The organism is Micromonospora sp. WMMD1274 (assembly GCF_049179035.1).
Taxonomy (GTDB): domain Bacteria; phylum Actinomycetota; class Actinomycetes; order Mycobacteriales; family Micromonosporaceae; genus Micromonospora; species Micromonospora tulbaghiae.
In genome coordinates this window covers 3,019,595-3,045,514 of record NZ_JBMHMG010000001.1, presented here as the reverse complement: position 1 = coordinate 3,045,514, position 25,920 = coordinate 3,019,595, and the positions used below count along the sequence as shown (strand labels likewise).

At 69.8% G+C, this 25,920-nt stretch carries 27 protein-coding genes, 1 tRNA gene, 1 pseudogene and 1 riboswitch; of the genes and pseudogenes, 14 read left to right on the top strand and 15 right to left on the bottom strand.

Annotated features, from left to right (window positions below):
- Positions 1–36 precede the first annotated feature (36 nt).
- From ACN27D_RS14065 to ACN27D_RS14045, 5 genes are all read right to left on the bottom strand, one after another.
- Complete coding sequence (locus ACN27D_RS14065; protein ID WP_421501147.1) at positions 37–486, bottom strand: CPCC family cysteine-rich protein; 450 nt, start codon at positions 484–486, stop codon at positions 37–39.
- Between the two features lie 37 nt (positions 487–523).
- The gene (locus tag ACN27D_RS14060; RefSeq protein ID WP_421499254.1) at positions 524–1,501 is read right to left on the bottom strand and encodes an alpha/beta hydrolase; all 978 of its coding nucleotides are present in this window, start codon (positions 1,499–1,501) and stop codon (positions 524–526) included.
- A 98-nt stretch (positions 1,502–1,599) separates the two neighbouring features.
- Positions 1,600–2,445 (bottom strand): helix-turn-helix domain-containing protein, encoded by an 846-nt coding sequence (locus tag ACN27D_RS14055; protein WP_121686601.1) that lies wholly within the window; start codon positions 2,443–2,445, stop codon positions 1,600–1,602.
- Positions 2,446–2,550: 105 nt separating this feature from the next.
- A complete protein-coding gene (locus ACN27D_RS14050) occupies positions 2,551–2,970 on the bottom strand; it encodes a hypothetical protein (protein ID WP_364807884.1) in 420 nt (139 codons plus the stop codon).
- Positions 2,971–3,190: 220 nt separating this feature from the next.
- Positions 3,191–3,583, bottom strand: coding sequence for a hypothetical protein (locus tag ACN27D_RS14045; protein WP_364807882.1), 393 nt, complete (start codon positions 3,581–3,583; stop codon positions 3,191–3,193).
- Positions 3,584–3,663: 80 nt separating this feature from the next.
- Here ACN27D_RS14045 and ACN27D_RS14040 point away from each other — a divergent pair, with 80 nt between their 5' ends.
- On the top strand, positions 3,664–3,861 hold the full coding sequence (locus ACN27D_RS14040) for a hypothetical protein (protein WP_421499253.1): 198 nt from the start codon (positions 3,664–3,666) through the stop codon (positions 3,859–3,861).
- Positions 3,862–3,977: 116 nt separating this feature from the next.
- Here the strand turns inward: ACN27D_RS14040 and ACN27D_RS14035 are convergent, their stop codons facing one another.
- On the bottom strand, positions 3,978–4,397 hold the full coding sequence (locus tag ACN27D_RS14035; RefSeq protein ID WP_421499252.1) for a hypothetical protein: 420 nt from the start codon (positions 4,395–4,397) through the stop codon (positions 3,978–3,980).
- 453 nt (positions 4,398–4,850) lie between these two features.
- Between ACN27D_RS14035 and ACN27D_RS14030 the strand changes: the two genes are divergently transcribed.
- Positions 4,851–5,135, top strand: coding sequence for a barstar family protein (locus tag ACN27D_RS14030; RefSeq protein ID WP_358191693.1), 285 nt, complete (start codon positions 4,851–4,853; stop codon positions 5,133–5,135).
- Positions 5,136–5,506: 371 nt separating this feature from the next.
- On the opposite strand, the gene ACN27D_RS14025 is transcribed toward ACN27D_RS14030, so the two are convergent.
- A tRNA-Gly gene (locus tag ACN27D_RS14025) sits at positions 5,507–5,580 on the bottom strand.
- Between the two features lie 269 nt (positions 5,581–5,849).
- Between ACN27D_RS14025 and ACN27D_RS14020 the strand changes: the two genes are divergently transcribed.
- A complete protein-coding gene (locus ACN27D_RS14020) occupies positions 5,850–6,842 on the top strand; it encodes a zinc metalloprotease (protein WP_350814404.1) in 993 nt (330 codons plus the stop codon).
- 69 nt (positions 6,843–6,911) lie between these two features.
- Here the strand turns inward: ACN27D_RS14020 and ACN27D_RS14015 are convergent, their stop codons facing one another.
- Entirely contained in the window at positions 6,912–7,457 is a 546-nt protein-coding gene (locus ACN27D_RS14015; protein WP_421499251.1) for a pyridoxamine 5'-phosphate oxidase family protein, read from the bottom strand.
- Positions 7,458–7,535: 78 nt separating this feature from the next.
- Between ACN27D_RS14015 and dcd the strand changes: the two genes are divergently transcribed.
- Positions 7,536–8,114, top strand: a complete 579-nt coding sequence (gene dcd, locus ACN27D_RS14010; RefSeq protein ID WP_013283324.1) for a dCTP deaminase — start codon at positions 7,536–7,538, stop codon at positions 8,112–8,114.
- Between the two features lie 63 nt (positions 8,115–8,177).
- Here the strand turns inward: dcd and ACN27D_RS14005 are convergent, their stop codons facing one another.
- Entirely contained in the window at positions 8,178–9,212 is a 1,035-nt protein-coding gene (locus tag ACN27D_RS14005) for an NlpC/P60 family protein (RefSeq protein ID WP_421499250.1), read from the bottom strand.
- A 13-nt stretch (positions 9,213–9,225) separates the two neighbouring features.
- Positions 9,226–9,360: riboswitch (cyclic di-AMP (ydaO/yuaA leader) on the bottom strand.
- A gap of 237 nt (positions 9,361–9,597) precedes the next feature.
- Between ACN27D_RS14005 and ACN27D_RS14000 the strand changes: the two genes are divergently transcribed.
- Positions 9,598–11,631, top strand: coding sequence for an N-acetylmuramoyl-L-alanine amidase (locus ACN27D_RS14000; RefSeq protein ID WP_421499249.1), 2,034 nt, complete (start codon positions 9,598–9,600; stop codon positions 11,629–11,631).
- 71 nt (positions 11,632–11,702) lie between these two features.
- On the opposite strand, the gene ACN27D_RS13995 is transcribed toward ACN27D_RS14000, so the two are convergent.
- The 3 genes from ACN27D_RS13995 to ACN27D_RS13985 all read right to left on the bottom strand — a co-directional run bounded on the left by ACN27D_RS13995 (position 11,703) and on the right by ACN27D_RS13985 (position 15,188).
- Complete coding sequence (locus ACN27D_RS13995; RefSeq protein ID WP_120574067.1) at positions 11,703–12,713, bottom strand: C40 family peptidase; 1,011 nt, start codon at positions 12,711–12,713, stop codon at positions 11,703–11,705.
- 170 nt (positions 12,714–12,883) lie between these two features.
- Positions 12,884–13,888 carry a hemolysin family protein gene (locus ACN27D_RS13990; RefSeq protein ID WP_120572417.1) on the bottom strand — a complete coding sequence of 335 codons (1,005 nt, stop codon included), beginning with the start codon at positions 13,886–13,888 and terminating at the stop codon, positions 12,884–12,886.
- A complete protein-coding gene (locus ACN27D_RS13985) occupies positions 13,881–15,188 on the bottom strand; it encodes a hemolysin family protein (protein WP_421499248.1) in 1,308 nt (435 codons plus the stop codon). Before ACN27D_RS13985 ends, ACN27D_RS13990 begins: the two co-directional genes overlap by 8 nt.
- An 81-nt stretch (positions 15,189–15,269) precedes the next feature.
- Here ACN27D_RS13985 and ACN27D_RS13980 point away from each other — a divergent pair, with 81 nt between their 5' ends.
- On the top strand, positions 15,270–15,947 hold the full coding sequence (locus tag ACN27D_RS13980) for a GOLPH3/VPS74 family protein (protein ID WP_121686614.1): 678 nt from the start codon (positions 15,270–15,272) through the stop codon (positions 15,945–15,947).
- Between the two features lie 66 nt (positions 15,948–16,013).
- Here ACN27D_RS13980 and ACN27D_RS13975 read toward each other — a convergent pair whose 3' ends face one another.
- Positions 16,014–18,257, bottom strand: coding sequence for a (Fe-S)-binding protein (locus ACN27D_RS13975; RefSeq protein ID WP_121686615.1), 2,244 nt, complete (start codon positions 18,255–18,257; stop codon positions 16,014–16,016).
- Positions 18,258–18,436: 179 nt separating this feature from the next.
- Complete coding sequence (locus tag ACN27D_RS13970; RefSeq protein ID WP_018785565.1) at positions 18,437–18,700, bottom strand: cell division protein CrgA; 264 nt, start codon at positions 18,698–18,700, stop codon at positions 18,437–18,439.
- 230 nt (positions 18,701–18,930) lie between these two features.
- Here ACN27D_RS13970 and ACN27D_RS13965 point away from each other — a divergent pair, with 230 nt between their 5' ends.
- From ACN27D_RS13965 to ACN27D_RS13945, 5 genes and pseudogenes are all read left to right on the top strand, one after another.
- Positions 18,931–19,737 (top strand): DUF881 domain-containing protein, encoded by an 807-nt coding sequence (locus tag ACN27D_RS13965; protein WP_120572421.1) that lies wholly within the window; start codon positions 18,931–18,933, stop codon positions 19,735–19,737.
- Positions 19,734–21,431 (top strand): class E sortase, encoded by a 1,698-nt coding sequence (locus ACN27D_RS13960; RefSeq protein ID WP_421499247.1) that lies wholly within the window; start codon positions 19,734–19,736, stop codon positions 21,429–21,431. The genes ACN27D_RS13965 and ACN27D_RS13960 overlap by 4 nt, the downstream gene beginning before the upstream one ends.
- Before the next feature lie 3 nt (positions 21,432–21,434).
- On the top strand, positions 21,435–21,707 hold the full coding sequence (locus tag ACN27D_RS13955) for a hypothetical protein (RefSeq protein ID WP_120572423.1): 273 nt from the start codon (positions 21,435–21,437) through the stop codon (positions 21,705–21,707).
- 5 nt (positions 21,708–21,712) lie between these two features.
- Positions 21,713–22,363 carry an aminodeoxychorismate/anthranilate synthase component II gene (locus ACN27D_RS13950; RefSeq protein ID WP_121686501.1) on the top strand — a complete coding sequence of 217 codons (651 nt, stop codon included), beginning with the start codon at positions 21,713–21,715 and terminating at the stop codon, positions 22,361–22,363.
- A gap of 427 nt (positions 22,364–22,790) precedes the next feature.
- Positions 22,791–23,078 (top strand): annotated as a pseudogene (locus ACN27D_RS13945) (transposase family protein); the annotation flags it as partial.
- Here the strand turns inward: ACN27D_RS13945 and ACN27D_RS13940 are convergent.
- Positions 22,973–23,218, bottom strand: a complete 246-nt coding sequence (locus ACN27D_RS13940) for a hypothetical protein (RefSeq protein WP_358170657.1) — start codon at positions 23,216–23,218, stop codon at positions 22,973–22,975. The pseudogene ACN27D_RS13945 and the gene ACN27D_RS13940 overlap by 106 nt on opposite strands.
- A gap of 26 nt (positions 23,219–23,244) precedes the next feature.
- Between ACN27D_RS13940 and ACN27D_RS13935 the strand changes: the two genes are divergently transcribed.
- The 3 genes from ACN27D_RS13935 (at position 23,245) to ACN27D_RS13925 (ending at position 25,799) form a co-directional block, all read left to right on the top strand.
- Complete coding sequence (locus tag ACN27D_RS13935; RefSeq protein WP_233586221.1) at positions 23,245–23,442, top strand: hypothetical protein; 198 nt, start codon at positions 23,245–23,247, stop codon at positions 23,440–23,442.
- A complete protein-coding gene (locus ACN27D_RS13930) occupies positions 23,421–23,681 on the top strand; it encodes a transposase domain-containing protein (RefSeq protein ID WP_158614828.1) in 261 nt (86 codons plus the stop codon). The genes ACN27D_RS13935 and ACN27D_RS13930 overlap by 22 nt, the downstream gene beginning before the upstream one ends.
- Positions 23,682–24,713: 1,032 nt before the next feature.
- Positions 24,714–25,799 (top strand): IS630 family transposase, encoded by a 1,086-nt coding sequence (locus ACN27D_RS13925; protein ID WP_121686497.1) that lies wholly within the window; start codon positions 24,714–24,716, stop codon positions 25,797–25,799.
- Positions 25,800–25,920: the final 121 nt, after the last annotated feature.

Genomic DNA, 25,920 nt, shown 5'->3' with positions numbered 1-25,920 from the left:
GCGGGACTCACGTCCTGGCCAGGGCCTTCACTGCGGTCACGCCCCCTGTCGCCCGCGCCGGTCAGCTCTCGAACGGCGATCGGCCCAAGTAGCGCTGCCCTCGATCAGCAGCCTCACCGCGCGAACATCCGGCACCACCAGGTGCCACAGAAGTTTCTTCGACTCCAACCAGCCCAGGCCGCGCTCCCGCATCAGAGCGATGGCTGCATCGACCGGCATCCCGTCAGCGAGCCGGCTCCGCAGTTCTTCGAACTGCTCAGGCCAGTCCGATCGCAGCCCGGCACAGGCACCGAATCGCTCGAAGTTCTCCCGCGCCTCGGCCAGGGTCAGCCCGTTCGGCCCACTCAACTCGTCGGCGCTGAGGTCGTCTGTCCCGTCATCCTGCCAGAAACACACCAGGCAGATCCCGTGCATGCCACGCTCGTCGAGCGTGAGGCACTGGCAGCACGGACACGCATACGGCCCACCCTCCGGCCCACGACGCACATATCTCGACGCTCGATCAGCCACGCCTTGAATCCTGTCAAACCGGAGACAACCGGTCTGGGGGCACCGGATGAAGACGGCTGCGCAGGAAGGCGACCATCTCGCGGCGCGCCGGCCGGGCGGCCGGCACCAGACCGGGAGTGCTCAGGAAGGTGTGGGTGGCTCTCGGGTAGCAGGTCAGGCGGGCGTCGGTGCCGTCCTCGCGAAGTCGTTCGACGTAGCGGCTTCCGTGGTCGGCCAGCGGATCCAGTGCGGCGGTGATCACCAGTGTCGGCGGCAGTCCGCTGAGGTCGTCGAACATGAGGGGTGACACGCTGCGCGGGTCGAGCGTGGGCGGCAGGCTCACCTTGCGGGCCGCGCGCAGCCGGGACACCGACAGCGTGGGGTTGTCGGCGTTCTCCGTGATCGAGGGGTACTCGGTCATGCTCTCCGTCCAGTCCGTGCCCGGGTAGAACAGCGCCTGGGCGCTCAGCGGCGGGCCGTCCTTGCGGGCGCGCAGGGCGATGAGTCCGGCGATCGTGCCACCGGCACTCTCGCCCATGACCGCGACGGCTGCGGGATCGACGCCCCACTGTGCGGCATCTTCGACGAGCCGGACGACGGTGTCGTAGCCGTCGTCGATCGGTTGGGGTAGCGGGTGCTCCGGGGCGAGGCGGTACTCCACCGAGACGACCACCGCCGGGCACCGGGCCGCGAGGTGGCTGTTGAGCCAGTCGTTCTGGGCAGCCGTCCCCGCGAAGAAGCCTCCGCCGTGGAACGAGACGACCAGGGGCAGCTTCCGGCCGGTGTCCTTCGGTCGGTGTACGCGCAGGCCCAGGCGTCGACCTGGAAGATCGATGGAGGCTGCCTCGATGCGTGCGCGGCGGTCCGGGAAGCCGGTGATGATCCGTGCGGCACGAGACGATGCCACTCGGTTGGCCTTCTCGCGCGCGGCGATCACCTGCTCGTCGGTCAGAGCCTCCCAGTCCAGGGTGTCCCTCAGGAGCCGGGTGCCCAGTGGGGCTTTGCCTCTCATGTTGTCCTCCGGGATGCAGACGCTGTGGACTCACTGTCACAGCCGGTGCATGCCGGTGGATTGAACGAATGTCAGGACGGACTCCCCACCCTCCGGCGTCAGGGCCGGGCGGGCCAGGCGACGTCGTCGACGGCGAGGAACGGTGCGTTCGCCACGGTCGTGGGCGTCGCTCCGGTGAAGGTCATGACGTCTCGGTGGAGGTGCGACTGGTCGGCGTAACCGCTGTCTGCCGCCGCCGCTGCGGCGCTTTGACCCGCGGCGAGGCGATGGGCCGCACGATCGAACCGGATGAGTTGGGCGGCGCGCTTGGGGGTGAGTCCGATCTGGGACCGGAATCGGGCCCACAGCCGTTTGCGGCTCCATCCGACCTCGGCCGCCAACCGCTCGACCCGCACCTGTCCCCCGCCGGCCACCATCCGCCTCCAGCAGTAGGCGACTTCCGCATCGACCGCGCGGCCCACGTCCTGACGCCGGGCCAGCGCCACCTCGGCCATCGCGAACCGGTCGTCCCAGGATCGGGCGGCGCGCAGTCGCTCCTGGATTCGCGCGGCGTCGCGCCCCCAGAGGTCGTCGAGGGCGGTCACGGTCCCGCTCAGCTCCGATGCGGCACCCAGGACCGCGTGCGCGATCACAGGCGACAGCCGCACCTGAAGGCACGCGAAGCTTCCGGCCTGTCCTCGTCCTTGCGCGCCAGGGGGTGACGCGAGTCCGGCGGTGACGCAGCCTCGCTGTTGCCGGCCGGCACCGTCGTCGACGACGAGCGGCTGATCGCCGAGGTCGAAGATCACCATGACGGCGGGGTGCGGCACGACCTCGACCTCGACCGGGGCGTCAGCCCGATCGCTGAAACCCGCCATGGTGACCCCCGCCAACCGGCCCGGTCGTTGCGGAACCGCGATGTCCCAGGCGGGCGAACCGGAGCGCACCGGCTCGGTAGGTCGCACATCACGATGGTACGTGTCACCTCAACCGACAACGGAGATCCGCCTTGGCCCAGGCGGCGTCCCGGGGCACGTGAGCGGCCCAGGCGGCGAGCTGATCAGCCCTCGCTAGCGGGCTCCCCCCGGTGCGAACACGGCGTAGAAGTACCGGAGGCTGTCCTCCGGACCGTTCTCCAGTCGCTTGAAGGCCTTCGCAATCGGATTGCACCAGCGCTGCCCGCCGAGCTCCACCACCATGGGCCACCCGACGACGGCCAGTTCGTCTGCCGCCGTTGCCCGCCACCGTCCACCGGCATGCCGGGTCAGCACCTCGCCGACATAGCAACCGAAGCCGAAGAGAGTCTCCGCCACCTGTCCAGCCGCGAGGCCCTCGGCCCGAAAGCCGTCGAGGATGGAGTCCACGGATGCCAGGCTGTCCGGCGTGTAGTCCAGGTGCACGCCGCTGACCTGGGCCGCTGACACCACGATGTCGCCCGCGAACCGGGCTGCGTTCTCCGGGACGGGCGCGTACTTCAGGCGCAGTTGCACGGTTCTCTCCGTTGATCAACAAATGGGGATCGCGCGATCGTACCGACGACGGCCGACAGGCAGCGGCCTCGCGACCGGCTCGCAGGGCACCGGACGAGCACGACGCCGTGGCCTGGTTCGCGACGTCCGACCTCGCCGGCCTGCGTCTCGCCCATGAACCGCTTCTTCCGATGCTCACCGCCCCAGTCACCGGCGTCAGCAGCCCTACCTCGTCCGCACGTCAGGTGCGAACCGGCGGCTCGCCGAATCTGCCACCACGGACGACGGAATCGGTCTCGACTTCGTGGGTCGTCCAGACGTGACCGACGAAGTCGTCCACCGCGACACCACCGCGTCCGAGCAGCGTCCGGATCGCTGCCACTGCCTCCTGCCGCCGCGACAACCGGTAGTTCACCTGGACCGCCCACGCCGGCCGCTCGCCGACAGCGCGCTCCAACTCCGCCACCATCTCGGGCTCCCAGTCGAGGTACAGGTCACGGTGTTCCTCCACCAGCCAGAGGAAGACCGAGCCCGGCCCGACCCACTGATCCGGCTGGGTCTCACCGAGGGCACCCAGGAGCCGCAACACGTCCGCCCTGGACACGGCCGGGAAGACGAACGCATTCTCACTCACGCGCAGAACCATAGGCGCCGGCTCCACGCCTGGCACCCGACGACGCCTGCGGACGGCGCCAGGTCGCGCGAAGGAGAGCGGTGAACGACGACGAGATCATTCGCCACTACGGCCTGCGGCCGACCGACGCCGGCCTGCCTCACATCCGCGAGATGCTCCGAGCCCAGGCGGACCTGGATCAGCACGACCAGGACACCGAACTCATGAGGCTGCCCACTGCTCGATCGATGTCGAACTGCTCTGCGATGCGGGACTGGACGCCACCAAGGCGCACTTGAGGGCCGGACGGCTCCGAGGATGCGATAGAAGCACTCCGCTACCTGCACGACTGCGAGGCCGCGGGCGACTTTGACAACTTCTCCGTGGCCGAGCAAGCCGGGTGGTGAGCCGCCTACTACCTGGGCTGACCTTGAACCGGAGCAGGATCGTGAGGAACTGAGGTATCGAACCCAAAGTCGGATGGAGCCTCGGAGACCTTCCGCCGAAAAGCGTCATGGATCAGCGCGCCGACGAGCAAGGCGTCCAGGATCTCTTCCTTCCGGACGTCGTAACCGGAACTTCCGTAACTCTCGACCAGTTCCGCGAGGAGGTTCGCGACCTCGCCAAGGTCGAGGTATCGGAAGCCCTCCACAGCACGCCTGAACTCGTCCGACGCGACCACTTCCACCGCAAAACCCAGGCCGCCGCCCATGATGGCATTGAAGACACGGTGTACGTGCGAGAGCTTCTCCACCCCGATGGGTGTACCGACCGGCACCACGCCCTCGACCCCGTAGTCCACCGCCTCGTTGAACACATCATTCATCGACTTCATCAGCAGCGACCACCCACCCCGGGGCCTGCTCGACGCGATTCCACACGGCTAGGTTAGGCGCCCGATGACACCAGCCACCGACACCAACCACTACAAGCTCGGCAGGGCACGCCTAGCGAGAAAGACGGCAAGAAGCCGCGGCCATCGGCCCGTGCAGGCTGGTGACCCCTGGAACATCGAAGGCCCTGACCGGGACTGCCGTCCTGATCAAGGCCTTCACGCTGGAGCGGGTGACGGGAATCGAACCCGCACTGTCAGCTTGGGAATCGGGTTGATCTACACGGTGGGTAGTTGCAGCATCAGGGAGATCGCTACCGAACGTTGATCGTCGGGCAGCTCACGTGTGCCTGTCGCCCCGCTGTGTCGGGCACGGATCGGACACGAGCCTGAGCCCAGACGAGGAGGCGCGTCGGTGGCGTAGCTGCCAGCAGGGACGGGTGAGGACATTTGCTCTTGGAAATCGACGGCCCCGAGGTCCGAACCGAAGCCGACCTTCACCTGCTCCTGGCCCGTGCTCTCGACTTCGGGCCGCACTACGGTGCGAATCTGGATGCTCTGTGGGACCGACTGAGCAGGGATGTTCCCCGCCCGGTCGCCGTCGTCTGGACTGACTGGCAGGTCAGCGAGAGGAATCTCGGAGCGGAGCGATTCAAAAGGATCTGCGGCCTCCTGCGAGCCGTGGAAGCCGAGGACCGAGAGGCTGGCCGTGAGGAGCGTTTCACGTTCGAGCTGCGATGACCTCTTCGTCCCGAAGGAATGATCACGAAGGTTTAGCCACGACTCGCGTAAGCACATCGCCTGCGTAGGAATCCCCTGCGATCCGCCGTTGTCCGCGAGAGTCCACACCGGTCGTCACCCAATTAGTCACCCACCTGCGCGTAGGCGTCGGCTACATCGGCTGATCATGGCCCGAATGGGCCACGCCTCCACGCGCGCCGCGTTGATCTACCAGCACACCGCCAAGGAGCGACGAGCACATCGCGAGTGGGCTCAGCGAGCAGATCAGAAGGGCCGCGATCGGGCACGTACCGGGCACGGCCAGCGCAAGAGGCGGTAGGAACGACCGAGGCCCCAGCCAGGAAACCTGTCCTGAGCTGGGGCCTTCGCGGTGGAGCGGGTGACGGGAATCGAACCCGCACTGTCAGCTTGGGAAGCTGATGTTCTGCCATTGAACTACACCCGCAAGCGGCACCACTCTACCTGAAGACCCCCACCCTCGTGCATCCAGGTGCCCGCGCCACTTCGGCGAGGTGGCGGCATCGGCGGGCGGTTGACCCCGCCACCTCCCCGAGCTGGAGTGGATCAAGCACTCAAGCGAGGCCGGCCGGCGCGAAGTTGCACGTCGGCAACATATGGGCGTTCTCAAATCTGTCGATGGGATGTAACGTCTGCCCCACGTTTCCGAACCGGCGTGACACACCCCCTGGCACGCCGTCAGAAAGAGGTGGGCCCATGGGACTCCGTCCCAACCTGCTGACCCGGCGTACCGCCGGTGTCGCGACGTCGACCCTCGCGCTGCTGCTCAGCACCGCCGCCGTCGGCGTCGTCCCCGCTGCTTCGGCCTTCTCGGCCGCCCCGGCCGGCGTCTGCGCCGAGCCGGCCGACGCCCACGCCGACGAGCACGCGAACGCGCGCGTCGCGAAGGGTGGCAACGCCAAGCTGGACCCCAACCACCTGACCGCCAAGCAGGTCCGTGACCGTGAGGCCGACCTCGCCGCGGCGCAGCGCGAGCGGGCCAACTTCCGGACCGGCGCCGTCGCGCCGCTGGCCACCGTGACCATCCCGGTCGTCGTGCACGTCATCCAGGAGAACAGCACCCGGGCCGGCGGCAACATCACCGACTCGATGATCAACCAGCAGATCACCGTGCTGAACCAGTCGTACGCGGGCTCGACCGGCGGCGCCGCCACCGCGTTCGGGTTCCAGCTCACGAAGATCAACCGGGTGACCAACCCGTCGTGGTACCCGATCGTGCAGGGCTCCTCCGCCGAGCGCTCGATGAAGACCTCGCTGCGTGAGGGCGGCAAGAACACGCTGAACATCTACCTCGGCGAGCTGAGCGACAGCCTGCTGGGCTGGGCCACGTTCCCGAAGCGGACGCTGGACAAGATGGACGGCGTGGTCGTGCTCAACGAGTCGCTGCCCGGCGGCACCGCGACCAACTACAACCAGGGTGACACCGGCACCCACGAGGTCGGCCACTGGCTGAACCTCTACCACACCTTCCAGGGCGGCTGCTCCGGCTCGGGCGACAGCGTCTCCGACACCCCGGCCGAGGCGTCGCCGGCGTACCAGTGCCCGACCGGGCGGGACACCTGCTCGACCGCGGGCAAGGACCCGATCACCAACTTCATGGACTACACGTACGACTCCTGCATGTACCAGTTCACCGCCGGCCAGGCGAGCCGCATGCTCACCGCGTGGAACGCCTACCGCGCGGCCTGACCCTCGCACCACGTACCGGTGCCGGCCCTGTCCTCGGACGGGGCCGGCACCGTTTCGTTCCGGGTCGGGTCAGGCGGCCGGGCGGCGGGTGTCGAAGCCGTGCCGGCCGCGCCGGGCCTCCGCGCCCACCGGCTCCCGCCGGGCCGGTTCGGCTCCGCGCGGGTCGAGCCAGACCCGCACCTGCGGCGGGGCGGCGCCGGGCTGGGCCACCGGGTCGCGCCGGGTCAGCATCGCCGCCTCGACCGTGAACTCGAACAGTCGCCAGTCGCCCTGCGGCGACGCGCGGGCGATCCGGGCCAGCCGGGCCACGGTGGCCGGGTCGGTCACCGGCCGGGCGCGGCCCGCGACGTACGCCTCGTCGTCGCTCTCCTCCGGCGGGAACGAGTGCAGCGCGTAGCGGCCGTCGCGTTCGAGGTCGCGGCGCTTCGGCGAGTCGATGACGAAGCACCAGAGGCCGTCGTCGGTGATCACCGGGGAGACGGGATGGACCCGGGGGCCGCCGTCGGCGCGGACCGTGGCGAGGTAGCCGAAGCCCGGCCCGTACTGCTGCATCAGGAGGCGGAGCTCGTCGGCGAGGCGGGGCTCGTCGGCGGCGAATTCGGACCAGGAAGCCATGTGGACACTCTATCGAACACGTGTACGAAGATGTAGTGCGACACGCTGGTCACCCGTACCGGTCGCTATGGTGTTCCGATGCTGCTCTCCGACCGCGACCTGGTCTCCGAGATCAAGGCCGGCACGCTCGCGCTGGAGCCCTTCGAGCCCACGCTGGTGCAGCCGTCGAGCATCGACGTACGCCTGGACCGGCTGTTCCGGGTCTTCAACAACCACCTCTACACGCACATCGACCCGTCGATCCAGCAGGACGACCTGACCTCGATGGTGGAGGTGCCGGAGGGGCAGCCGTTCGTGCTGCACCCGGGCGAGTTCGTGCTCGCGTCCACGCTTGAGGTGATCTCGCTGGGTGACCAGCTCGCGGGCCGGCTGGAGGGCAAGTCGAGCCTGGGGCGGCTGGGGTTGCTGACCCACTCGACGGCCGGCTTCATCGACCCGGGGTTCTCCGGCCACGTCACGCTGGAGCTGTCGAACGTGGCGAATCTGCCGATCACGCTCTGGCCGGGCATGAAGATCGGCCAGCTCTGCATCTTCCGGCTCTCCTCGCCGGCCGAGCACCCGTACGGCTCGGCCGTCTACGGTTCGCGTTACCAGGGGCAGCGCGGCCCGACGCCGAGCCGGTCCTGGCAGAGCTGGCGGACCTGGCCGACCCGCTGACGCCGCGCTTGGGGCGCCGCGCCTGGGGCCCCGCCGTCACCGGCGGAGCCCCGGAGCACGACCTCAGCCGGGACGGCCGTAGCTGTTGATGTCGCCGTCGTCGACCCGCTTCATGGTGATGGGCTTGCCGGACTGGGAGGCGTGCACCACCCAGCCGTCGCCCACGTACATCGCCACGTGGTGCAGGTCGCTGTAGTAGAAGACGAGGTCACCGGCGCGCAGTTCGGCCCGGCTGATCCGCTTCGTCACGCCGTGCTGCTGGCGTGCGCTGTGCGGCAGTGAGACGCCGCCCTTGGCCCAGGCCGCCATGGTGAGGCCCGAGCAGTCGAAGTGGTCCGGTCCGGCCGCGCCCCAGACGTAGATCTTGCCGATCTGGGCGCAGGCGAACTTGACCGCCGCACCGGCCGGGCCGCCGGGGTAGCCGGCCGGGCACGGCGCCGGGCGCAGCGGGCCGCCGCCACCCTTGCCGTACACCTTGAGCCGCAGCTTCTCCAGCTTGGCGATCTCGGCGTCGATCTGCTTCTTCTTCGCCGCGAGCTGGGCCTCGGTACGCGCCAGGCCGGCGATCATCTCGTCCAGCGGCTTCTTCTTCGCCGCCAGTTCGTCGCGCAGCGCGGCGACGGAGCGCACCTGTTCGTGCTGGCGGTGCGCGAAGCGGTCGAGCAGTTCCAGGCCGTTCACCAGGTCACCGGGCGAACGGCTGCCCAGCAGCGCGTTCACGGTGGAGAGGTTGTCGCCCTTGTAGGCGTCGGCGGCGAGCCCGCCGACCTGGCCGAGTGCGGCGTCCACCCGGGCCTGGAGGGGTGCGATCTGCCGGCCGAGCGCGTCGGCCTGCTTGCGCCGCGCGGCGAGCTGCCCGCGTACGGCGTTGACCTGTTCGATGACCGGTTCGAGCTTGTTCCAGTCGCGGTCGATCTGGGCCTCGATCTCGGCGACCGAGGGTTCGGCGTGTGCCGCCGTGGCGCCGCCGGTCAGGACGACGGCGGTGCCGACCAGTGCGGCGAGGGCGGTGGTGAAGCGGGACCAGCGGGAACGCGGCGCGACGAAGGACCGGTCGGCCGACCGGTTCGACGACGGCCGCGGGGCATGGAGTGCCACCGGGCGTCCGTACTCCTTCTTCCGTACCGCCTACCGGGTTAGCTGACGGATTCGGGCGGGAAGGGAGCCGCCCTACCGCATCGCTGCGGATTCACCCCAGGTACCTGGTTCCCCGGCTCGCCCGGAGGCGACTCGGCGGTGTCGGACCGTCACCGACCGGGTTGGACGGTGAGACGTGCGGCCGACGATTCACCAGAGTAGGGACCACCGTTATCGATCCGCAACTTCCAGCGCCGTGACACTCCGTACGCGATCCGGTGCCGCACCCGCGCGGAGGTGAAATTTTCTTTCAAGGCTGATTACCCACTGGAAAGGTATTGACCCTCACGGGTGTGCGGAGTGAGGGTGGAAACGCAGTGACCCCCATCCCTGTCCAGGAGGTTCGATGCACCTCTCCGCCCCGCCGTCGGGCAGACGGATACTGCTCGCCGCCGCAGTGGCGACAGCCACCGCGCTGGCGACGACCGGCCCGGTGACCGCCGCGCCGGACACGCCCGCGCCCGCGAGCGACCGGCAACAACAATACGCCGCCGCCGCGGCCGAGTACGGCGTGCCGCAGAACGTGCTGCTCGGCGTCTCCTATCTGGAGTCCCGCTGGGACACGCACACCGGGCAGCCCAGCACCAGCGGCGGCTACGGCCCGATGCACCTGACCGACGCCACGCACATCCTCGCCATGCCGGGCAGCGCCCACGTCGACGAGGACGAGGACCCGCGCGGCGACGACGCCCGCCCGCTCAAGCTCGACCCGGCCACGGCCGCCGCGCCGCAGCGGGAGACCCCGCTGCCGCCCGCCTCGCTCCAGACGCTCGACGCGGCCGCCGCGCTGACCGGGCTCGACGCGGGGACGCTGCGGACCGACCCGGCCGCGAACATCCGCGGTGGCGCGGCGCTGCTGGCGTCGTACCAGAAGGCCCTGGGTGGGCCGGTCGGTGCCGGCACCGACCCGGCGGCCTGGTACGCGGCGGTGGCCCGGTACTCCGGCGCGGACACCTCCGACGCCGCGGCGGCCTTCGCCGACGAGGTGTACGACCAGCTCGGCCAGGGGGCCAGCCGGACCACCGACGACGGCCAGCGGGTCACGCTCGCCGCCACCGCCGCGAAGCCGGACCGTTCCCGCCTGGCCCGCCTCGGCCTGCGCAACGCCGAGCGGCCGGACGGGCTGGAGTGCCCGGTGCGGCTGGCCTGCGATTGGATCCCCGCGCCGTACGAGCAGCTCAGCGACGACCCGGGCGACTACGGCAACCACGACCTGGGCGACCGGCCGAAGCAGCAGAAGATCGAGTACATCGTCATCCACGACACCGAGGGCTACTTCGGCCCGAGCGTCGACCTGGTGAAGCGGGCCGACTACCTGGGCTGGCACTACACGCTGCGCTCGGTGGACGGCTACATCGCCCAGCACATCAAGACCAAGGACGTGGGCTGGCACGCCGGCAACTGGTACGTCAACGCGAAGTCCATCGGCCTGGAGCACGAAGGCTTCGCCGGTCAGGGCACCTGGTACACCGAGGCGATGTACCGCACCTCCGCCAAGCTGGTGCGTCACCTGGCGCTGAAGCTCGGCATTCCGATGGACCGCCAGCACATCATCGGCCACGACAACGTGCCCGGCATCACCGCCGCCAACGTGGGCGGCATGCACTGGGACCCGGGACCGTACTGGGACTGGTCGCACTACTTCGACCTGATGAAGGCGCCGTTCCGCGGCACCGGCACGCCCCGGACCGGCCTGGTCACCATCGACCCGGACTTCGCCACCAACCGGCCCGCGTTCACCGGCTGCAACCAGCAGCCGCCCGGCGTCCCGACGCCCCGGCCGCCGGCCGAGCCGTGCCCGTCGCGTGGTTCCTCGGCCGTGATCCTGCGGACCGCGCCGAGCCCGGACGCCCCGCTCGTCAACGACCTCGGGCTGCGCCCGGACGGCACGCCGGACACCATGTACATCTCCGACCACGGCGCCCGCGCCTCGGCCGGCCAGACGTACGCCCTCGCCGGCCGCCAGGGCGACTGGACGGCGATCTGGTACCTCGGCCAGAAGGCGTGGTTCCTCAACCCGGCCTCCGCGCCGACGGCCAAGTGGGCCACCGGCTTCGTCGTGACGCCGCGGCCCGGCAAGGCCACCATCCCGGTGTACGGGCGGGCCTATCCGGAGCAGGCCGCCTACCCGGACACCATCCCGTACCAGGCCATCTCGCCGCTGCAGTACACGTTCGCCGCCGGCCAGCGGTACGCGGTCGGCGGGGTGCTGCCGGGCGAGTACTACCGGGCGGTCTCGTTCGACGGTTCCGCACCGGGTGACCGGACCGTGGTCCGCGGCGAGAACCGCTACGTGCAGGTCCAGTTCGGTCACCGGATCATGTTCGTGAACCTGGACGACGTGCTGATCCTGCCGTCCCCGGTCGGCGCGCCGCGCTGACCCGTCACCGCACACGAGAAGGCCCCCGGTCCGTGCGGACCGGGGGCCTTCCCGCTGTCAGGGGTTGCGGGTCAGCTGACCCGGACGAAGCCGGCGAGCGGCTGGGTGTTGATGCTCGACACCTGGACCGGTTTGCCGGTACGTGGCGCGTGCACCATCACCCCGTTGCCGAGATAGAGCCCGACGTGATGCAGGTCGGAGCCGAAGAACACCAGGTCACCGGGGCGGGCCTCGGAGCGGGAGACCCTGCGGCCCTCGTTCCACTGGGCACCGGTGAAGTGGGTCAGCGAGATGCCGGCCGCCTTGTACGCGTACTGGGTGAGACCGGAGCAGTCGAACGAGTTCGGGCCGGTGGCGCCCCACACGTACGGGTCACCGACCTGGGCGCACGCCGTCTTGATGGCGGTCCGCGCGGCGCTGCTCACCACGCCGTCGATCTTGGGGCAGCCCGCCGGGCGGATCGAGGTCACCGGGAGCATGGCGGTCAGCCGCTTGATCTCCGAGTCGATCTGCTTCTTCTTCGCCGCGAGGTCGTTCTGCTGCTTGATCTCCAGCGCGATCAGCGCGTCGAGCTTCTCCTTCTGCCTGTTGTACTCGTCGCGCACCTTGAGCACACCGGCGATCTGGCGGCGCTGGTCGTCGGCGATCCGGTCCAGCATGACCAGCTGCTCGGCCAGCGCGCCCGGCTTGCTGTTCACCAGCAGCGCGCCCAGCTCCTGCGACGGGCCCTGGATGTAGTACCGGGCCGCGATGTCGCCGACCTTGTTCATGGCGAGCGTGGAGGCCAGCTCCAGCGGCACCATCTTGTCCTTCAGCGCCTTGGACTTCTTCTGGTTGGTCCGGAGCTGCGAGCGGACCTTGTTGAACTGCTCGATGGTGGGTTCGAGCTGCTCCCACTGCTTGTCGATCTGCGCGTCGATCTCGTCGACCGACGGTGCCGCGTGCGCCGGGGCGGTCAGCATCCCGGCGCCGACCGCGGCGGCCGCGACCAGGGTGACCAGACGGCGTACCACCCGTTGGAACCCGGCCCGCCGGCCGGGTGGAGCGCTCGGGGCGTGACGTTGAGGGGGCGTGGTTGCCACCGGCACGGACTCCTTTGCAACCGACCGCCGGGCGCCTCGCGAGAGGGAAGTTCGAGGCAGACGACCCACAGCGGTCGGTGCCCCACATTAGGGAAGGCGTCCGATGGAATCAAGGCGACCGTTTGTTCAATCACGTATCCGCAATCGATTGCACACCAAGGGTATTCATTTCATCTCCCGACGATGGCTGTCAATACGTCGTCGAGCGTCACCACACCCATCGGCCGGCGTCCGTCGCTGACCAGCACCATGTGGCGGCGTTCGCGGCGCATCGCGAGCAGCAGATCGGCGAGCGTACGGTCCGGCGGCACCACCGCCAGCGGCCGGTAGACGGCGGCCGGCACCGGCGCCCGGCGGCTCGCCCCGGCGTACCCGAGCACGTCCTTGACGTGCACGAAACCGAGCACCCGGCGGGTGGACCGCTGCACCACCGGGAAGCGGGACCGGCCGGTACGGGTCGCCAGCACCTCCAGCGACGCCGGTGAGACGTCCTCGGCCACGGTAGTCACGGTGGACCAGGGTTGCAGCGCGTCCGCAGCGGTACGGCTGTGCAGGGCCAGCGCGCCGGTGATCCGGGCGTGCTCCTCGGCGTCCAGCAGTCCCTCGGTACGCGCCTGGGAGACCAGCCCGGCCAGTTCCTCGGCCGTGAACACGGTCTTCACCGCGTCGGTGGCCTCCACCCGCCACCACCGCAGCACCTGCCGGGACGCCCACTTCATCGCCAGCAGCAGCGGCTTGGTGGCCAGGCAGAACGCCAGCATCGCCGGGCCGAGCCAGAGCGCCGACGGCTCCGGGCCGGCCAGCGTGATGTTCTTCGGCACCATCTCGCCGACCACCGTGTGCAGGAACACCACCACCGCCAGCGCGATGACGAACGACACCGGGTGCACCGCCGAGGCGGGCAGCCCCAGCGCGGCGAACGGCGGCTCCAGCAGGTGCGCCAGCGCCGGCTCGGCGATCGCGCCGAGACCGAGCGAGCAGACCGTGATGCCGAGCTGCGCCCCGGCGATCATCAGCGGGATCTGGTTCATCGCCGCCAGCGCCAGCCGGGCCCGCTTCGATGTCGCCGCCAGCGGTTCGATCACCGTACGGCGGGAGGCGATCAGCGCGAACTCGCTGCCCACGAAGAACGCGTTGCCGAGCAGCAACGCCACCGCCACGAGTAGTTCAGGCACCGTCGTCGGGCTCCTCGGGGCGCACCACCCGCACCTGCTCGATCCGGTGCCGGTCGACCTCCACCACAGTGAACTCGTACCCGGCCTCGTCGACCGTCTCGCCCGGCACCGGGATGTGGCCGAGCCGCGCCATGAGGAACCCGCCGAGCGTCTCGTACGGCCCGTCGGGCAACCGGAACCCGGTCTGCTCGACCAGCTCGTCGGCGCGCAGCACACCGTCGGTCAGGACGGTCCGCTCCCCGCCGGGCACTGTCAGCTCCACCGGACCGAAGCCGTCCACCGCGTCCGGGTCGAACTCGTCGGCGATCTCCCCGACCAGCTCCTCGACGAGATCCTCCACTGTCACCACGCCGTCGGTGCCCCCGTACTCGTCCACCACGATCGCCAGGTCCGCCCCGGCGGCCTTGAGCGCGGCCAGCACCCCGTTCAGGTTGAGGCTCTCCGGGACGTACACCGGTTCCCGGGCGACGGCGGCGACAGTGGTGGCGGCCCGGCGGGCCAGCGGCACACCCAGCGCGTCGGGCACCCCGGCGACGCCGGTGACCAGGTCGAGCGTCTCCTCGTAGACCGGGAACCGGGTCCGGCCGGTGCGCCGGGACGCCTCCAGCAACTCGGCCACCGTCGTGCTGGCGTGCAACGCGGTCACGTCCACCCGGGGCGTCATCGCCTCGGCGGCCCGCTTGTCGCCGAAGCGGATGGTGCGGCGCAGCAGCATCGCGGTGTCCGGCGGCAGCGCGCCGGCCCGGGCCGAGATGGCGGCGAGCAGACCCAGCTCCTCCGGGGAGCGGGCGCTCGCCAGTTCCTCCTGCGGCTCCACGCCGAGGCGGCGCACCAGCCGGTTCGCGGACTCGTTGAGCAGCCGGATCAGCCAGCCGAAGGCGCGGGAGAAGGCCCGCATCGGCGCGGCGGTGGCGAGCGCCGCCGGCATCGGGCGGGCCAGCGCCAGGTTCTTCGGCACCAGCTCGCCGAACAGCATCGAGATGAGCGTGGCCAGGGCCAGCGCGAGCAGGCCGGAGAAGCGTTCCGCGCCGCCGAGCGGGTGCAGCAGCGGCGTGAAGAGCCGGGCGAGCGCGGGCTCGGCCAGGTAGCCGGTGAGCAACGCGGTGAGCGTGATGCCGAGCTGCGCGCCGGAGAGCTGGAACGACAGCTCGCGCAGCGCGCGGCGTACCGTGACGGCCCGGCCGTCCCCCTCGCCGGCCCGCCTGTCGATCTCCGCCCGGTCGACCGTGACCAGGGCGAACTCGGCCGCGACGAAGAACGCGTTGCCGGCGGTCAGCAGCACGAAACCGACCAGGGGCAACAGCGTCAGAAGCAGAAGGCCGTCGATGCGCGTGATTGTGGCACGCGCGCGCCGATGGCGGGCCCCCCGTAGCGTGGACGCATGGACGGCCTGCTGCTCACCGACGAACTGGTCCTGCTCGCGTACGACGACGACGGCGCGAACCGGCTCGGCAGTCCGCACCTCGGCTACGGCCTCGCCGGTGCGGTGCTGCTGGAACTGGCCCTGGCCGGCCGGGTGGAGGTCGCGGACAAGCGTCTCGTGGTCACCGATCCCACGCCGACCGGCGTACCGCTGCTGGACGAGGCACTGGCGACCGTGGGGTCCGGCCGGCCGCGCAAGCCGAAGGACTGGATCGGCAAGCTCGCCAAGGGCCTGCCGGACCGGGTGCTCGGCGGGCTCGTCGACGCCGGGGTGCTGCGCCGGGAGTCCGACCGGGTGCTGCTGGTCTTCCCGCGTACCCGCTATCCCTCGCCGACCGGCGCGGAGCCGGCGGTGGAGACCGCGGCCCGCCAACGGATGACGACGGCGCTCACCACCGACGGCCCGGTCGACGCCCGGACCGCCGCGCTGCTCACGCTGACCCGCGCGGTCGGCCTGGACCGCAAGATCTTCCGCGAGCTGCCGAAGGAGCGGGTCAAGGCGCGCATCGACGAGATCGCGGCCGGTGACTGGGCGTCGGCCGCCGTCAAGAAGGCGATCGAGGAGATGCAGGCCGCGCTGATGGTCGCGATGACGGCCGGGACGAGCGCCGCCATCATGACCACCACGACCAGCTGAACGCGACGGCGGCGGCACCGCTCGGGTGCCGCCGCCGTCGTGGTCCGGCTCCTGCCGGTGTACGCCTCAGCTCGCGGCCGGCGCGACCTCCGGCTCACCGGCCGGGGCCTCCGGCTTGACCGAGCGCAGCAGCACGCTGGCCACGTCGACCACCTCGACGTCCTCGCCCGCGCCCTTGCCGTTCACGCCGTCGTTGAGCATCGTCGAGCAGAACGGGCAGCCGACCGCGATGGTCTTCGCGCCGGTGGACATGGCCTCCTCGACCCGGTCCACGTTGATCCGCTTGCCGATCTTCTCCTCCATCCACATCCGGGCGCCGCCAGCGCCGCAGCAGAAGGAGCGCTCGCTGTTGCGCGGCATCTCGACGAGGCCGCTGTCGCGGCCTGCACCGGAATCGGAAGCTGCGCCACCGCGGCCATCTCCGATGGCACTGCCGAGCACCTCACGCGGCGCGGCGAAGATCCGGTTGTGGCGGCCGAGGTAGCACGGGTCGTGGTAGGTCACGCCGCCGTCGACCGGCTGCACCGGGGTGAGCTTGCCGGCGCTGACCAGGTGGGCCAGCAGTTGGGTGTGGTGCACCACCTCGAACTCGCCGCCGAGCTGGCCGTACTCGTTGCCCAGGGTGTTGAAGCAGTGCGGGCAGGTGGCGACGATCTTGCGCTTGCTCTTCTCCCGGCCCTCGAACGCCTCGTTCAGCGTCTCGACGTTCTGCTGGGCCAGCATCTGGAAGACGAACTCGTTGCCGATGCGGCGGGCCGGGTCACCGGAGCAGGTCTCGCCCTCGCCCAGGATGGCGAACTTGACGCCCGCCTCGTTGAGCAGCGTGGCCACAGCGCGGGTGGTCTTCTTGGCCCGGTCCTCGAACGCGCCGGCGCAGCCGACCCAGAACAGGTACTCGAAGTCGTCGACCTCGCCGACCCGCGGCACCTCGAACCCGAGGCCCTTGGTCCAGTCCTCGCGGGTGTTCTGCGGGGCGCCCCACGGGTTGCCCTTGTTCTCCAGGTTGCGCAGCATGACGCCGGCCTCGGAGGGGAAGCTCGACTCGATCAGCACCTGGTAGCGGCGCATGTCGACGATGTGGTCCACGTGCTCGATGTCCACCGGGCACTGCTCGACGCAGGCGCCGCAGGTGGTGCAGGACCAGAGCACGTCCGGGTCGATGACGCCGCCCTCCTCGGCGGTGCCGATCAGCGGCCGGTCGGCCTCGGCCAGGGCCAGCACGTCCATGTGGGCGAGCTGCGCCTGCGTGGCCTTCTCCTCGCCGGTCAGGTCCTTGCCGCCACCGGCCAGCAGGTACGGCGCCTTGGCGTACGCGTGGTCGCGCAGGCTCAGCACCAGCAGCTTCGGCGACAGCGGCTTGCCGGTGTTCCAGGCGGGGCACTGCGACTGGCAGCGACCGCACTCGGTGCAGGTGCTGAAGTCGAGCAGGCCCTTCCAGGTGAACTGCTCGACGTGGGCGACACCGAACTGGTCCTTCTCCGGGTCGGCCTCCTCGAAGTCCAGCGGCTTGCCCTCGCTGGTCATCGGGCGCAGCGGGCCGAGGCCGGAGCCGGCCGGCTTCTCCGGGTCGCGCTTGAAGAAGATGTTCGGGAACGCCAGGAAGCGGTGCCAGGCCACGCCCATGGTGACGTTCAGCGAGATCACGATGAGCCAGGTCATCGAGATGGCGATCTTGATGAGCGCGGCGACGCTGACGCCCGCCTCCCAGTTGGGGAGGACCGAGCCGACGGCGTGGCTGAGCGGGGCGGCCCAGACCGGGTACTCGAAGTGGTCGGTGGCGACCTTGAAGCCCCGGATCACGAAACCGAAGATCAGGACCAGCAGGACGACCCACTCGACGAAGTAGCCCTGCCACATGGTCGAGCCGGTGAACCGGGAGCGGTTCTCCGCGCGGCCGGGCCGGTTGCGCAGCCGGATCGCCATCAGCACCAGAATGCCGACCAGGCCGAGGATGCCGATCCACTCGGTGACGAGACCGAAGATCGTCCAGTGCCCGATGATCGGCAGCCCGCCGCCGGTCGAGACCACCTCGAAGTAGGCCTCCAGCACCAGCAGCGACAGCACGATGAAGCCGACCATCACGAACCAGTGGGCGGCGCCGACCACGCTCCACTTCAGCATGCGGGTGTGACCGGCGGTCTCCACCAGCATCTGCTTCGTGCGCGCGCCCTTGTCGCCGAACCGCTCCGGCGCGGGCTGGCCGAGCCGGATGACGGCTGTCATCTTCATGACCGCGCGCACCGCAAGCCACACCGCCACGGCGGTGATGGCGGCCGCGAGGATCGTGGTGACGATCTGGACGCTGCCCATCGAGTTGGCCTCCCGGTCTGCTGCTTGTCCGTGCAGCCTACGCGCAAGGTTACCCAGCAGTAACGTGAGTCTTCTCGCACCAGGCCACGCCGCCCTGCGCACACCTTAGGTGGAGCGGCGTCGAAGCGCCGGGCAGGGGCGGCGTGGCGTGACCTACGCCGGGGTGGGGCAGCGCCGGATCAGCGCCAGCGGGAGAGCAGGATCAGCGACGAGACCATCGCGCCGAAGCCGACGGCGAGGTTCCAGTAGCCCCAGCTGGCGACCGGGTACGCCTGCTCGGACAGGTAGTAGAGGACCAGCCAGCCGATGCCCACCACGATCAGCGTGACCGCCGTGACCGGCAGCCAGATGGGGCTAGGCTTGCGCGTCGACGCCGTCGCCGTCGGACGCACGTCCGTCGGCGGGGTGTACACCTTCTTCTTGCGGACCTGAGACTTGGGCACGACGCTCTCCAGAGGGGGGTACGACCTCGTCCGGCCTGACAACCGGGCGCGAGGGCGACGGTCCATGGCCAATAATGTTCGACAGCTAGCGTAGTCCCGACGGACCGTCCAGGCCACGAATGGGGCCAGGCCGGTGCACTCAGTAACCGGAAAGAGCGGACTTTCCGGGTCGAGCAGGTCGGCTCGCACCGGCGCGGGCCGGAACGAGACGACGGGAAAGGGAACGCCCGGTGGAGTACACGTCCGGCGCCGCCTCCTGGCAGAAGGTCCTCCGCCGCGCGGCAGCCGCCCTGCTGCCCCGGCGCGCCCGCCAGCGCCGCCCCGGCTGGTCCATCGGCGTACCCCTGATCGCCGCCGCGGCCGGCCTGCTCTTCACCACCACCGCCACCACCGCGGGCGGCACGCCCCTGCGCGAGGACCGCCGGCCCCAGCTCACCCAGCTCATCGAGGACCGCCGCGAGGAGGTCGCCGCCAGCGAGGCGAAGGCCGCCCGGCTCCGCGCCGAGGTGGAGGAGCAGACCGAGGCGCTGGCCGGCGCCGACGGGCCGATCAAGACCGAGCGGGACCGGGCCGCCGCCAGCCGGCAGGCCGCCGGATTCACCGCGCTCACCGGCAGCGGCGTGACGGTCGAGCTGAACGACGCCGACCGCCGGCCGGACCAGCCGCTGCCGAAGGGCGCCAGCAACGACGACCTGGTGGTGCACCAGGGCGACGTCCAGGCGGTCGTCAACGCGCTCTGGGCCGGCGGCGCGGAGGCCATGTCAATCATGAACGTCCGCGTGCTGAGCACCAGCGCGGTACGCTGCGTCGGTAACACCCTGCTGCTGCACGGCCGGGTGTACTCCCCTCCTTTCAAGATCGTGGCAATCGGCGATCCCGCGGAACTCCAGCGGGCGCTCGCCGCCTCTGAGGGAGTGCGGGTGTTCAAGGAAGTGGCCGACCACTACCAACTCGGGTACGTCGAGCGCGTCTCCACGGTCACCGTGCCGGCGTTCGAGGACTCCACCGCGTTGCAATCGGCGACGGTGCCCCGGTGACCGGCGGCGACCCCCGGGAACGCGCCGGCCACGACCGCCGGGAGGAGCCGACATCGTTCCTCCCCCGGGTCGAGCGTCCGGCCCCGGCGTCGCCACCCCCGCTCGGCCTGCCCTGGCCCGACGCCGGTCCGGCCCACACCGCCCCGGCCCGGCGCGGCCCGGACCCCCGGCCGCCCGTCCCGCCGCCTCCCGGACCGCCCCGGACGGTCCCGCCGCCGTCCGCTTCGCCCCGGACCGCCCCGCCGACCGCTCCGCCGCCGCCGTGGCCGGGCGCTCAGGCGCACCAGCCGCCGGGCTCCTCCCGCGCCGAGGCCGACTCCCGGTTCCGCGCCTCGGCGAGCGAGCCTCCCCCCAGGGGTACGCCCCACCCGGCCGGCCCCGCGCACCACAGCCCCGGACACCACGGCCCCGCGCACCACAGCCCTGCGCAGAACGGCCCCGCACACCACGGGCCGGCGCAGAACGGCCCTCCGCAGAACGGCCCGGCGCCCCGGGGTGGTCCCGCCCCCGGGATGCGCCCCGCCGCGCCCGGCGACGTAGCACACCGGCCGGAGGGGTACGGACCGGCAGGGCAGCAGAACGCCGTCCGCCACTCCACCGGTGGGGCGGTCCCGCCCGAGCGCGGTGGCCGCGGCGGACAGCCACCGCAGGCGGGCACCCGCCCGTGGGAGACCGGCGGACGCCCGCCGGAGGACGCTCGCCGACCGCCGGGGGGTGGTGAACGGCCGCCCGGCGTACCCCCTCTCGGCGGGCCGACCGGCGCGGACCGGAACCCTCCGGCCGACCCCGGGGCGACGACGGTGCTGCCCGCCGTCACCCGCCCACCCGCGAACCCCCACCTGGACGCCACCGGGCTGATGGGCGCGGTGCCCCCGGCGCCGGACACCGGCGACGGCGGCGGCGAGCCGCCCGCCGAGCCACCCCGCCCCCGGCGCGGCGAGCGGGTGGTGCAGCTGCGGCCCGAGCAGACCGGCGACGGATACCGCAGCGTCTACTCCGAGCTGACCCGCCCCACAGTCGGCTCCCGGCTGCGCACCGTCGTCCGGGGCACCGGCGAGCTGCTGATCACGTTCGGGCTGGTGGTGCTCCTCTTCGCCGGGTACGAGATCTGGGGCAAGGCGGTCATCGTCGAGGCCCACCAGAGCGACCTGAACAGCCAACTCGCCCAGGAGTGGGGTGCCACCGCGGACCCGACCGTCGGCCCGACCACCGGTCCCACGGTGAAGCCGAAGCCGCCGGCCAAGGGGAAGCCGGTCGCCGGCCTCTACATCCCCAGGTTCGACAAGCACTGGGTCGTGGTCGAGGGGGTCAGCCCGGAGGACATCCGGTACGCCCCGGGCCACTACCCGGACAGCGCCATGCCCGGCGAGGTGGGCAACTTCTCCGTCGCCGGTCACCGCATCCGCTCCACGTTCTGGCGGCTGGACGAGCTGAAGACCGGCGACGCCATAGTGGTCGAGACCAGGACCGACTGGCTCGTCTACCGGGTCTACCAGCAGCGGATCGTCAAGCCGTCCCAGGTGGAGGTGGTCGCGCCGGTGCCGGGCAAGCCGGACGCGAAGGCCAGCGAGAAGCTGCTCACGCTCACGACCTGCAACCCGAAGTTCGACAACTACCAGCGGTTGATCATCCATGCCCGGCTGGACCACACGCAGGCCAAGTCGGCGGGCCGCCCGGCCGAGTTGGAGGCGTGAGCCGTGTACTCGTGGATCTGGCGCAAGCTGCCGTTCGGGCTGCCCGGCAAGCTGATCGGCTCGCTGGTGCTGGCCACCGCCACCGTCGCGCTGCTCTGGTTCGTGGTCTTCCCGTGGGCGGAACCGCTGCTGCCCTTCGACGACGTGCAGGTCACCCAGGAATCCGGCGTACCGGGTGACGGCGGGATCACCGAACCCACCGGGCTGCCCGGCGAGGAGGAGCTGCCGTACAGCACCGAGACGAACAACGCCCCACCCTCCACCCCGAACAGGTGACCCCGATGCGCGTACTGGTGATCGACAACTACGACTCGTTCGTCTTCAACCTCGTGCAGTACCTCGGCCAGCTCGGCGCCGACTGCGAGGTGCGGCGCAACGACGAGATCGACGTCGCCGAGGTGGGCCGCGCCGGCGCCGCCGGTGTCCTGCTGTCACCCGGTCCGGGCAGCCCGGACCGGGCCGGCATCTGCCTGGACGTGATCCGCGAGTACGCCGGCAAGCTCCCGATCTTCGGCGTCTGCCTCGGTCACCAGGCGATCGGCGAGGCGTTCGGCGCGACTGTGGCCCGCGCGCCGGAACTGCTGCACGGCAAGACCTCGGAGGTACGCCACGACGGCGTGGGCGTGCTCGCCGGGCTGCCGGACCCGTTCACCGCCACCCGGTACCACTCGCTGGCCGTCCTGCCCGAGACGCTTCCCGACGAGCTGGAGGTCACCGGCCGGACCGCCTCCGGCGTGGTGATGGCGATGCGGCACCGCTCGCTGCCGATCGAGGGCGTGCAGTTCCACCCCGAGTCGGTGCTGACCGAGGGCGGTCACCTGATGCTGGCGAACTGGCTTGCCGCCTGCGGCTTCCCGGAGGCGCTGGAGCGCGCTCCCGAGCTGGCCGCCGAGGTGGACGCCCGCCGCCGCGCCGCCTTCGCCGCCGCCTGACTTGATCTTTAACCTGTGCAGCAAGCCTTCCTCAGCCTCGCCTGCGCCCTCATCTGCTGGCGCAACTCCAACGCACCCGGAGTTAGTACTCCAAGCAGCGGCTGAATTTGATTCCGTTTCAACGATACATATAGGGTCAACTACCACTACTGACCTAAACTCAAGGCCGTTTAGTGATCAATAGTCCCGGTTTCGGTCCGGGGTGTGGGTCGGGTGTGAGATGTGGAGAAGCTCCTGGTAGGACATGGATTGACTAGATCAACATGTTCCAGCCAGGAGCTTCGGCAGGGCCCCGGCAAAGTCGTGACGGTGTCTGACTTGTGAGGCTTGGGGTAGAAGCGCCGTTGGTGGTGGCAGCAAGACGGGCATGACTGGCTCAGAAGATCATCAAGGTTCTCTACGCCATGTTGATCGTTCGAAGTGAGTCATGCCCGCGCTGCCATCATCGCTGATCTCATCCTTGTCCTGCGCACCGGCTCTGACCGTTGCCGAAACCGCTGGTGGGCTACCCGAAGCGCTCGCTGGTGTGCCTGATCCACGCGCCAGGCGAGGTGTTCGGCACCGGCTGACAGTCGTGGTCACCGCAGCGGTGTGTGCTGTGGTCGCCGGCTACCGCTCGTACGCCGCGATCGCCGAATGGGTCGCCGACGTGCCGGCGGCAACCGCTGTCGCCTTGGGCATGACTGCCGACCGGCGCCCATCGCAGGCGATGATCCGTCGGCTGTTGCAGGCCATGGACCCGCAACTACTGACCGCGGCGATCAGTGTCTGGCTCGCCGGCCGGGCCACCGCCACCACCTCAACGGCCGGCCGGGCGATCGCCGTCGACGGCAAGACCCTGCGCGGCTCCCGCACCCACCGGCACCCCTGCCCGGCACGTGATGACCGCCTGCGACCAGGCCACCGGTGTGGTCCTGGCCAGCATCGACGTGGACGGCAAGACCAACGAGATCACCCGGTTCGCGCCGCTGCTCGACCAGATCAGCGACCTACGCGACACCGTGATCACCGCCGACGTCCTGCACTGCCAACGCGAGCACGTCACCTACCTCGGCCGGTGTTGTCCGGTGCGGAGCTGATCGGGCGGGCGCAGGCCGAGGCCGGACACGTCGATGGCCGGCGGCGGGTGCTGACCGGCGCGGTCACCGCAATGATCGTGCTCGGGTTGTGCCTGTTCCGGCGGGACAGCGTCAGCGTGGTGACCGCTCGGGTGACCGAGCGGATCCCGCGGGTGCGGGTTGAGGGTGTGCCGAGAGGGTCCGCTATCCCGCCGACCAGATCGCCGCGCTGTTTGCCGAGCGATGGCAGATCGAACTGACCTACGCCCGGTTGAAAAGCACTCTGCGCGAACCCGGCACCCGCCTACGCGGACAGACCCCGCAACTGGCCCACCAGGAACTCTGGGTCCCTCCTGACCGTCCACAACGCCCTCGTACGCTTCGCCGTGAACACCGCCTTCGACCTGAACGTCGACCTGACGGGATCAGCTTCACCGCCGTACTCGCCCTGACCCGCAATCTCCTCGCCACCGACCGCGGCCCCTGCGTCAACTGCGGACACCACGACCCCGACCCCGCCACCACGCTCGTCGCCGCCATCGCCGGCCAGCCGCTTAACCGCCACGACCGGCAACACAACGGACCTCGCACACCCGCCAACGCAGAACAGAACGTACCCGCGACGTCACGTACGAGATAACCATCGCCGTGCCAGAAGTACCCAAAACCACAAAATCGGCCAAAGTTTAGGTCAGTGGGTTCAAGTACAGTGCGCCATCTTGGTCGCACTCAAGTAAATTTCCTTGAACCTCGGATAGTCGGGATAAAAACTCCAATCTTCCCAGTCGCAGAAGTACCATTGCTTGCCACCTGACTCAGTCAGATATCCCGACCAAGGACCAGTTGACATCCCAACTCCGACAGAATTTATAGGATACCTTCCACTGCATGACCTACTCCAGACCTTCTCTTCGCTGCCCGACTTGTAGTAGTAGACGAAGGCTCTTGTACTACAACCCGCCTGAGCTGGCCCAGCTATCCCGAATACCCCAAACGCAAGAGCCGTGAAAATCACCGCAGCCGCAGCTCTGATTCGTACTCCAAAACGCACGGTTTCTCCTAACCTCCGACAGAAAGAACCTGCATGGGGCCACCGAACTCACTGGCAATGCGCGTCTTCAAGGCCGGCCACTCTTAGTCAACCTGCACTGGGTAGCGTGTCGATGATGGAAAGTGTGCCATCACCCTACTACTTCGTCAACGATCAATCAATAAGTCCAGGTCAAGCCGTTTTTTAGGCTAGTGTTGCGTGTCTGAAGTGACTTGACGGTTTGGGTGCGGGAGAATGAGGCGTGTCTGTAGCCGCGCCGTTGGTTCTCCGTCCGGGTGATGGTGCTCGTCTTCGTGAGTTGACTCGTTCGTCCACGGCGCCGGCCGGGCATGTCCAGCGCGCTCGGATGGTGTTGCTGGCCGCTGAGGGCGTGTCGAATGCGGAGATCGCCCGGCGGGTGGGGATGAGCCGCCAGACCGTGGTCGCGTGGCGGGCCCGATACGCCGCCGGCGGTCTCGGCGCCTTGGCGGACCTGCCGCGCCCGGGTCGCCCGCCGGTCATCGACGAGGCCGCCGTGGTGGCAGCGACACTGAACCCGCCGCCGGCGGACCTGGGCATCACGCACTGGTCGGCCAGAACCCTCGCCGACCAGTTGACCAGGCAGGGCACGCCCGTCAGCTTCGCCGAGGTCGCCCGGATCTGGCGGGACTGGGGACTGCAACCCCACCGGGTCGAGACGTTCAAGTTCTCCACCGACCCGCGGTTGGAGGCCAAGATCCGCGATGTGGTCGGGCTCTACCTCGACCCCCCGGACAAGGCCGTGGTCGTATGCATCGACGAGAAGTCCCAGATCCAGGCACTCGACCGGACCGCGCCACTGCTGCCCATGCGCTTCGACCAGGCCGAACGACGGACCCACGACTACAGGCGGCACGGCACCACCACCCTGTTCGCCGCCCTGGAGGTCGCCACCGGCCGGATCACCGCCGACGCCTGCTACCCCCGTCACCGCAACGGCGAGTTCCTGACCTTCCTCAAGCAGGTCGCCAAGGCTCACCCCCGAGTCGAACTCCACGTGGTCTGCGACAACTACGCCACCCACAACCGCCCGAACGTCAAGGCCTGGCTCGCCAAGCACCCCCGCATCACCATGCACTTCACCCCGACCAGCGCATCCTGGATGAACCTCGTCGAGGTCTTCTTCGGGATCATCACCCGCCAAGCCATCCGCCGCGGCACCTTCACCAGCGTCCCGGACCTGATCGCCGCGATCCGCAGGTTCATCGACGCCTACAACGAACGCTGCCAACCGTTCGCCTGGACCAAGACCGCCGACCAAATCCTCACCAAAGCCAACCGTCAAAAGAACTCAGACACGCGACACTAGAAATTCAACGTCAACGACTCGCCTGCCCCTAAACAGAGACTACGCCCTGGTCAGCTAGCCTCGGCCGTTCAGTAAGGCCGTCTGTGGTTCATGATCAGAAATGAGGAAGTGCCTCCCGATC